Here is a 7,740-nt window from a genome sequence, read left to right as displayed (position 1 = left end):
GCTCGGCGGCGGGCAGCGCCTCCACCGGCCGGCTGCGCGCCGGTGGCAGCGGCCACCGCCACTGCGCGTCCCGGCGTGCCGGCAGAGCCGAGCCCCCGCGTTCCAGCTCGGCCAGCAGCTCCGGAGCCGCCACCGTGACGTCCGTGGACGCGCCGTCGCCCGGACCACCGTCCACCGTCCGGACCACCAGCACCTGCCACGGCAGCCGCGCCCAGAGGGCGACCCGACCGGCGGCGCCGGCCGGCCTCAGCCGGACCGGCGCGACCGGATCCAGCCGGACCAGCCGGGCCAGGAAGGCGCCCGCGTCGGCCACCCCGGTGAGGCCGTGCCCGGGCGCCGCCTCGTGTTCCGGTCCCGCCGTGCCCGACCGCGTCACGCCGCGCCAACCTGCGGGGCGTAGGTGAGCAGGAACTCGCGCTCCTCGGCCGTGATCCGTCGAGGCACCTGGCGGGTCAGGTCGAACGGCACCAGCACCGAGCGGGCCCGGCTGGCCAGCACCTCGCCGTCGTACAGCTCGTAGGCGACGGTGAACCGGGAGGCCCGGATCTCCTCCACCCACAGCTCGATCCGGACGGTGGGCGCGGCCTCCGCGGTGGCCCGACCCAGCGCGTAGTCGACCGGGCGCAGGTAGTCGACCTCGTGCCGACGGATCACCACCCCGTCGGCGAACGAGCCGACCCCCCAGGCCCGGCCACCGGCGAACATCAACGCCACCCGCGCCTCCTCGTACAGGGTGAGGAAGCGCGAGTTGTTGACGTGGCCGTACGCGTCCAGGTCGGACCAGCGCAGTGTGCAGTGATAGACGAACCGGTCAGACACCTTGTCGGCCGGTCAGTCGCGGGTCAGCTTGCGGTAGGTCACCCGGTGCGGCCGGGCGGCCTCCGCGCCGAGGCGGTCGATCTTGTTCTTCTCGTACGCCTCGAAGTTGCCCTCGAACCAGAACCAGTTCGCCGGGTTCTGGTCGTCGCCCTCCCAGGCCAGGATGTGCGTGGCGACCCGGTCCAGGAACATCCGGTCGTGGGAGATGACCACGGCGCAGCCGGGGAATTCCAGCAGCGCGTTCTCCAGGCTGGAGAGCGTCTCCACGTCCAGGTCGTTCGTCGGCTCGTCGAGCAGGATGACGTTGCCGCCGATCTTGAGCGTCAGCGCCAGGTTGAGCCGGTTGCGCTCGCCACCGGAGAGCACCTTGGTCGGCTTCTGCTGGTCCGGTCCCTTGAAACCGAACGCGGCGATGTACGCCCGCGACGGCATCTCGACCTTGCCGACCATCAGGTAGTCCAGCCCGTCGGAGACGACCTCCCAGACGGTCTTGTCGCCGTCGAGGCCCTGCCGGTTCTGGTCGACGTACGACAGCGAGACGGTGGGACCGACCCGGACGTCGCCGCTGGTCGGCTCCTCCAACCCGACGATGGTCTTGAACAGCGTGGTCTTGCCGACGCCGTTCGGACCGATGATGCCGACGATGCCGTTGCGGGGCAGCGAGAACGACAGGTTGTCGATCAGCAGCCGGTCGCCGAAGCCCTTGCTGAGACTGTGCGCCTCGATGACCGTGCTGCCCAGGCGCGGGCCCGGCGGGATCTGGATCTCCTCGAAGTCCAGCTTCCGGGTCTTCTCCGCCTCGGTGGCCATCTCGTCGTACCGGTCCAGGCGTGCCTTGGACTTGGTCTGCCGGGCCTTGGCGTTGGAGCGGACCCACTCCAGCTCCTCGGTGAGGCGCTTCTTCATCTTGGCGTCGCGGCGACCCTCGACGGCCAGCCGGGCGGCCTTCTTCTCCAGGTACGTGGAGTAGTTGCCCTCGTACGGGTAGGTGCGACCGCGGTCCAGCTCCAGGATCCAGTTGGCCACGTTGTCGAGGAAGTACCGGTCGTGCGTGATCGCCATGACGGTGCCGGCGTACTTGGCCAGGTGCTGCTCCAGCCAGGAGACGCTCTCCGCGTCCAGGTGGTTCGTGGGCTCGTCGAGCAGCAGGAGGTCGGGCGCCTCCAGCAGCAGCTTGCAGAGCGCGACGCGGCGGCGCTCACCACCGGAGAGCTGGGTCACGTCGGCGTCCGGCGGCGGGCAGCGCAGGGCGTCCATGGCCAGTTCGAGCTTGGAGTCGACGTCCCAGGCGTCGAGGTGGTCCAGCTCCTCCTGGAGCTTGCCCATCTCCTCCATCAGCTCGTCGGAGTAGTCGGTCGCCATCTGCTCGGCGATCTTGTTGAACCGCTCCAGCTTGGCCTTGGTCTCGGCGACCGCCTCCTCGACGTTGCCGAGCACGGTCTTGGCGTCGTTGAGCGGGGGCTCCTGCGCGAGCATCCCGACGGTGTAGCCGGGCATGAGCCGGGCCTCGCCGTTGCTCGGCTTGTCCAAGCCTGCCATGATCTTGAGGAGGCTGGACTTACCGGCGCCGTTCGGGCCGAGCACACCGATCTTGGCCCCCGGCAGGAAGCTCAACGTCACGTTGTCGAGCACGACCTTGTCGCCGTGCGCCTTGCGCGCCTTTTCCAGGACGTAGATGTACTGGGCCACGGTGCGGGCTACCTCCGTCGGTTGCTGTCGCATGATGGGCGGCGCGGCGCGGGCTGCGACCTCCGCCCGCCGCCGCCGACCGGGAGCCGGCCGCGCGCACGCCATCGTCAATCCTGACAGGTACGGCCCGCTTCGCCCACATCACCCCGCCCCAGGAGTACGTCGTGCCGCTCACCGCACCACCCTGTCAACAAGATCACGGTTCCGATTCAGCCCCTGCGGGGTGGGTACGGAACTCCGGCACGGGGGAACAGAGGCCGCAGCTACGCTCAGTACGCTCATCGCGGTGGACCCGTCAGCACCCGGAGGTGGCCGATCGTGACCGTCCGTAGCTCCTTTGTCGTAGTGGCGAACCGCCTGCCGGTCGACGAGGTGAGCACACCTGAGGGACGGCAGTGGCGACGCAGCCCGGGCGGGCTGGTCACCGCGCTGCATCCCGTCCTCGCCGAGCACCAGGGCACCTGGGTCGGCTGGGCCGGCGGCACCGGCGCCGCCCCCGAGCCGTTCGACCTGGAGGGCATCCGGCTGCACCCGGTCCCGTTGAGCGCCGAGGAGTTGGAGCGCTACTACGAGGGCCAGTCCAACGCGACGATCTGGCCGCTCTATCACGACGCGGTGGAGACGCCGGCCTACAAGCGCCGCTGGCGCGAGGCGTACCGCCTGGTCAACGCGCGGTTCGCGGAGGCCGCGGCGGACGTCGCGGCCGAGGGCGCGACGGTGTGGGTGCAGGACTACCAGCTCCAGCTCGTCCCGGCGATGCTCCGCGAGCTGCGGCCGGACCTGCGGATCGGCTTCTTCCTGCACATCCCGTTCCCGCCGATCGAGCTGTTCATGCAGATGCCGTTCCGCACCGAGATCCTGCGCGGCCTGCTCGGCGCCGACCTGGTCGGCTTCCAGCAGCGGCTGGCGGCGCAGAACTTCGTCCGGCTGGCCCGGCACCTGCTGGGGCTCCGCTACGAGGGGCAGATGATCCAGGTCGACGGTCGGCAGGTGAAGGCGGGCGCCTTCCCCATCTCGATCGACACCCAGGAGATGGAACGGATGGCCGCCGACCCGGCGGTGCAGGCCCGGGCCAAGCAGATTCGCGCCGAGCTGGGCGACCCGAAGACGATAATCCTGGGCGTGGACCGGCTGGATTACACCAAGGGCATCGAGTTGCGGCTGAAGGCCTTCCGCGAGCTGCTGGCTGACGGAAAGTTGACAGTCCCGGACGCGGTCATGGTGCAGGTGGCCACGCCGAGCCGGGAACGCGTCGAGCACTACCAGGCGCTTCGGGTCAAGGTGGAGCGCGAGGTTGGTCGTATTAATGGCGAATTCGGCAGGGTCGGCGTGCCGGCGGTGCACTATCTGCATCAGTCGTACAGTCGCAGTGAACTGGCCGCGATGTACGTTGCTGCCGACGTGATGATGGTGACCCCGCTGCGAGACGGAATGAATCTGGTGGCCAAGGAGTACGTCGCATCGCGCGCCGACCAGGGTGGCGCGCTCGTGCTCAGTGAATTCGCCGGCGCTGCCACCGAGCTGCGCCAGGCCTTTTTGTGTAACCCGCACGACCCGGACGCGGTCAAGGACGCCCTCCTCCGGGCCGTGCACGTGGAGAAAACCGAGGCACGCCGCCGAATGCGGACAATGCAACGCCACCTGCGTACCCACGACGTGGGGCACTGGGCCAAGTCTTTCCTCTCCGAGCTTGGAGTCTCCGAGGCGGAGGCCGCGTGAACACGTCCGTCAACGACGGAGCGGTGATCTCCACCGAGGTGATGGACCCCGAGCTGCGCGCCGCCATCGGCCGGATCGCCCGGGTCCCCCAGCTTCTGATCGCCTGCGACTACGACGGCACACTGGCGCCGATCGTGGAGGACCCGAGCACGGCCGTACCGCTGCCCGAGTCGGTGGCCGCGATCCGCGCGCTCGCCGCGCTGCCGCAGACCACCGTGGCGGTGGTCTCCGGCCGGGCGCTGCGCGACCTGGCCGCGCTCTCCCGGCTGCCCAGCGAGGTGCACCTCGTCGGCAGCCACGGCTCCGAGTTCGACATCGGCTTCGTTGAGCGGCTCTCCCCCGAGCTGGTCGCGGTCCGCAACCGGGTCCGGGACGCGCTGCGCGAGATCGCCGCCGAACACCCCGGCATCCGGCTGGAACGCAAGCCGGCCAGCGTCGCGGTGCACACCCGGGGGGTCGACCCGCAGGTCGCCGCGGCGGCCATCGAGGCGGTCCGCAACGGTCCGGCCAGGTTCGACGACGTGACGGTCACCCAGGGCAAGGAGGTCATCGAGCTCTCCGTGGTGGCCACCCACAAGGGCACCGCCGTCGACCAGTTGCGGACCCAGCTCGCGGCCAGCGCGGTGCTCTTCATCGGCGACGACGTGACCGACGAGAACGCGTTCGGCAACCTGCACGGTCCGGACCTCGGCATCAAGATCGGTCCCGGGGACACCCAGGCCGGCTACCGGGTGGCCGAGCCGTTGGAGGCGGCCCGCGCGCTCGGGCTGCTGCTGGAGACCCGCCGCCACTGGCTGTTCGGCGAGCGGGCGGTGCCGATCGAGCGGCACTCCATGCTCGCCAACGGCCGCACCGTCGCGCTGCTCACGCCCGACGCCAAGGTCAGCTGGCTGTGCCACCCCAAGCCGGACTCGGCGGCGATCTTCGCCGACCTGGTCGGTGGCAGCCCCGCCGGCCACTTCAGCATCGTCCCGGAGCGCGGCGGCATCCCCCTGGGCCAGCGCTACCGCTCCGGCACCATGACGGTGGAGACCCGGTGGTCCGGGCTCACCGTCACCGACTGGCTGGACAAGCCGGCCCGGGAGACCACCCCGGACGGCCCGGCGGTGGTGACCGGCGACTCGACCCTCGTCCGGGTGCTCACCGGCAGCGGCCGCGTCCGGCTGGAGTTCGCGCCGCGGCCCGAGTTCGGTCAGGTCGCCGTGCAGTTGCAGCCGCTCGGCGACGGCCTGCTGGTGCTCGGCTCCAACGAACCGTTCGCGCTCTACTCCCCCGGGGTGGAGTGGCAGGTCAGCAACGACGGGGGCTACGAGACCGCCAAGGCGGTCGTTGACCTCTCCGCCGCCGGCGGGCAGGTCGTGCTGGAGTTGCGCTTCGGCACGCACAGCCTGGAGCACCACCGGGTGCCGATCCACGACCGGCAGGCCGCGGCCGAGCAGCCGTGGAAGGACTGGGTCGCCTCGCTGCGGCTGCCGTCCACCGCCCGCGACCTGGTCGCCCGCAGCGCGCTCACCCTGCGCGGCTTGTGCCACGAGGCCACCGGTTCGATCCTGGCCGCGGCGACCACCTCGCTCCCGGAGGAGCTGGGCGGCGTCCGCAACTGGGACTACCGCTACTGCTGGCTCCGCGACGCGGCGCTGACCGCCCGCGCCCTGGTCGACCTCGGTTCCATCGAGGAGGCCGAGGCGCTGCTGCGCTGGGTGGACGGCTGCATCGAGCGCACCGGCGGGCACCCGGAGCGGCTGCACCCGCTCTACACCATCGACGGCTACGAGCTCGGCGCCGAGGCGGTCATCGACACCCTGCCCGGGTACGCCGGCTCCCGTCCGGTCCGGGTCGGCAACCTCGCCAACCACCAGCTCCAGCTGGACGTCTTCGGCCCGATCGCCGACCTGATCGCGGCCGTCGCCGACGCTCGCGGCTCGGTCCGCGACGACGAGTGGCGGGTCCTGGACAACATGGTCGAGGCGGTCCGCCGCCGCTGGCACGAGCCCGACCACGGCATCTGGGAAGCCCGGCTCCCACCCCGGCACCACGTCTTCTCCAAGGTGATGTGCTGGATGACCGTCGACCGGGCGCTGCACGTGATGCGCCAGCACGGCGGCGAGGACCGGGCCGACTGGAAGGAGCTGCGCGACCGGATCGCCGACAACGTGCTGGAGCACGGCTGGCACGAGGACGTCGAGGCGTACAGCGTCGCGTACGGCGACGAGGACATGGACGCCTCGTCGCTCTGGATCGGCCTCTCCGGCCTGCTTCCGGGCGACGACCCGCGCTTCCTGTCCACGGTGCTGCGGATCGAGGCGGACCTGCGCAGCGGCCCGGTCGTCTACCGGTACCACTGGGACGACGGCCTGCCCGGCCGCGAGGGCGGCTTCCACATCTGCACGGCGTGGCTGATCGAGGCGTACCTGCGCACCGGCCGCCGCACCGACGCCGAGGAGCTGTTTGCGCAGATGGTGCTCACCGCCGGCCCGACCGGGCTGCTCCCCGAGCAGTACGACCCGCTCGCCGAGCGCGGGCTGGGCAACCACCCGCAGGCGTACAGCCACCTCGGCCTGATCCGGTGCGCCCTGCTGCTGGACAACATGCTCAAGCAGTAGTCGATCGCTGGTACGTCGAAGGGGCCGGAGCGCGTGCGCTCCGGCCCCGCCATCTTGCGTTTCTCAGTGATCGTTGGCAGGTCAGCGACTCGACACGCCGCCAAATGCCCTCTTGAACTGCCAACGATCACTCGAGTCGGTCAACTCTCAACTCCGCGAATCGGCAGGAGTGCGCCCAGCTCCTCAGCCGTCGAGGGCGCCCACCACGTCGCCCACCACCACGACGGCGGGCGGGCGCACGTCGGCCGCGAGCACGTCGGCGGCCACCGCGCCGAGGGTGGACCGCAGCGTCCGCTGGGCGCCCGTCGTGCCCTCCTGCACCACGGCAGCCGGTGTCTGCGGCGAGCGCCCGTGCGCGATCAGGGTGGCCGTGATCGCGGCGAGATTCTTCAGCCCCATCAGGATCACCAGTGTGCCGCGCAGGCCGGCGAGCGCGTCCCAGCGCACCAGCGAGACCGGCGAGTCGGGGGCGACGTGCCCGGAGACCACGGTGAACTCGTGCGCCACCGCGCGGTGGGTGACCGGGATTCCGGCCGCGGCCGGCGCGGCGATCGAGCTGGTCACCCCGGGGACGACGGTCACCGGCACACCGGCCGCCGCGCACGCCAAAAGCTCCTCGCCGCCCCGGCCGAAGACGTACGGGTCACCGCCCTTGAGCCGAACCACCAGAGCGCCGGACCGGGCCCGATCCACGAGGATCCGGTTGATCTCCTCCTGCGCACGGGACGGGCCGTAGGGGATCTTCGAGGCGTCCACCAACTCGACGTCGGGGCGTAGCTCGTCCAGGAGCAGCCCGGGCACCAGCCGGTCGGCGACCACCACGTCCGCCTCGGTGAGCAGCCGCCAGCCCTTCACCGTGATCAGCTCCGGGTCACCCGGTCCCGCCCCCACCAGCGCGGGCGGGTGGCGC

General features: G+C 71.1%; 5 protein-coding genes and 1 pseudogene. 2 read left to right on the top strand and 4 right to left on the bottom strand.

What is annotated here, in order from left to right; genetic code table 11:
- The 3 genes and pseudogenes from EAD98_RS23045 to ettA all read right to left on the bottom strand — a co-directional run.
- Positions 1-376 (bottom strand): annotated as a pseudogene (locus tag EAD98_RS23045) (hypothetical protein); the annotation flags it as partial.
- Entirely contained in the window at positions 373-819 is a 447-nt protein-coding gene (locus EAD98_RS23040) for a thioesterase family protein (RefSeq protein WP_121656098.1), read from the bottom strand. The pseudogene EAD98_RS23045 and the gene EAD98_RS23040, both read right to left, overlap by 4 nt.
- Before the next feature lie 12 nt (positions 820-831).
- On the bottom strand, positions 832-2,508 hold the full coding sequence (gene ettA / locus EAD98_RS23035; protein WP_121656100.1) for an energy-dependent translational throttle protein EttA: 1,677 nt from the start codon (positions 2,506-2,508) through the stop codon (positions 832-834).
- A gap of 318 nt (positions 2,509-2,826) precedes the next feature.
- On the opposite strand from ettA, the gene EAD98_RS23030 reads away from it, so the two are divergent.
- Positions 2,827-4,227, top strand: a complete 1,401-nt coding sequence (locus EAD98_RS23030) for a trehalose-6-phosphate synthase (RefSeq protein ID WP_074313851.1) — start codon at positions 2,827-2,829, stop codon at positions 4,225-4,227.
- Between the two features lie 41 nt (positions 4,228-4,268).
- A complete protein-coding gene (gene otsB / locus EAD98_RS23025; protein ID WP_121656099.1) occupies positions 4,269-6,830 on the top strand; it encodes a trehalose-phosphatase in 2,562 nt (853 codons plus the stop codon).
- Between the two features lie 183 nt (positions 6,831-7,013).
- Here otsB and cobA read toward each other — a convergent pair.
- Positions 7,014-7,740, bottom strand: a 727-nt coding sequence (cobA, locus tag EAD98_RS23020) for a uroporphyrinogen-III C-methyltransferase (protein ID WP_121656097.1), incomplete at its 5' end; no start/stop codon positions are given.

The organism is Micromonospora sp. CV4 (assembly GCF_003667455.1).
Taxonomy (GTDB): Bacteria; Actinomycetota; Actinomycetes; order Mycobacteriales; family Micromonosporaceae; genus Micromonospora.
This window is presented reverse-complemented; position numbering and strand designations above follow the sequence as displayed.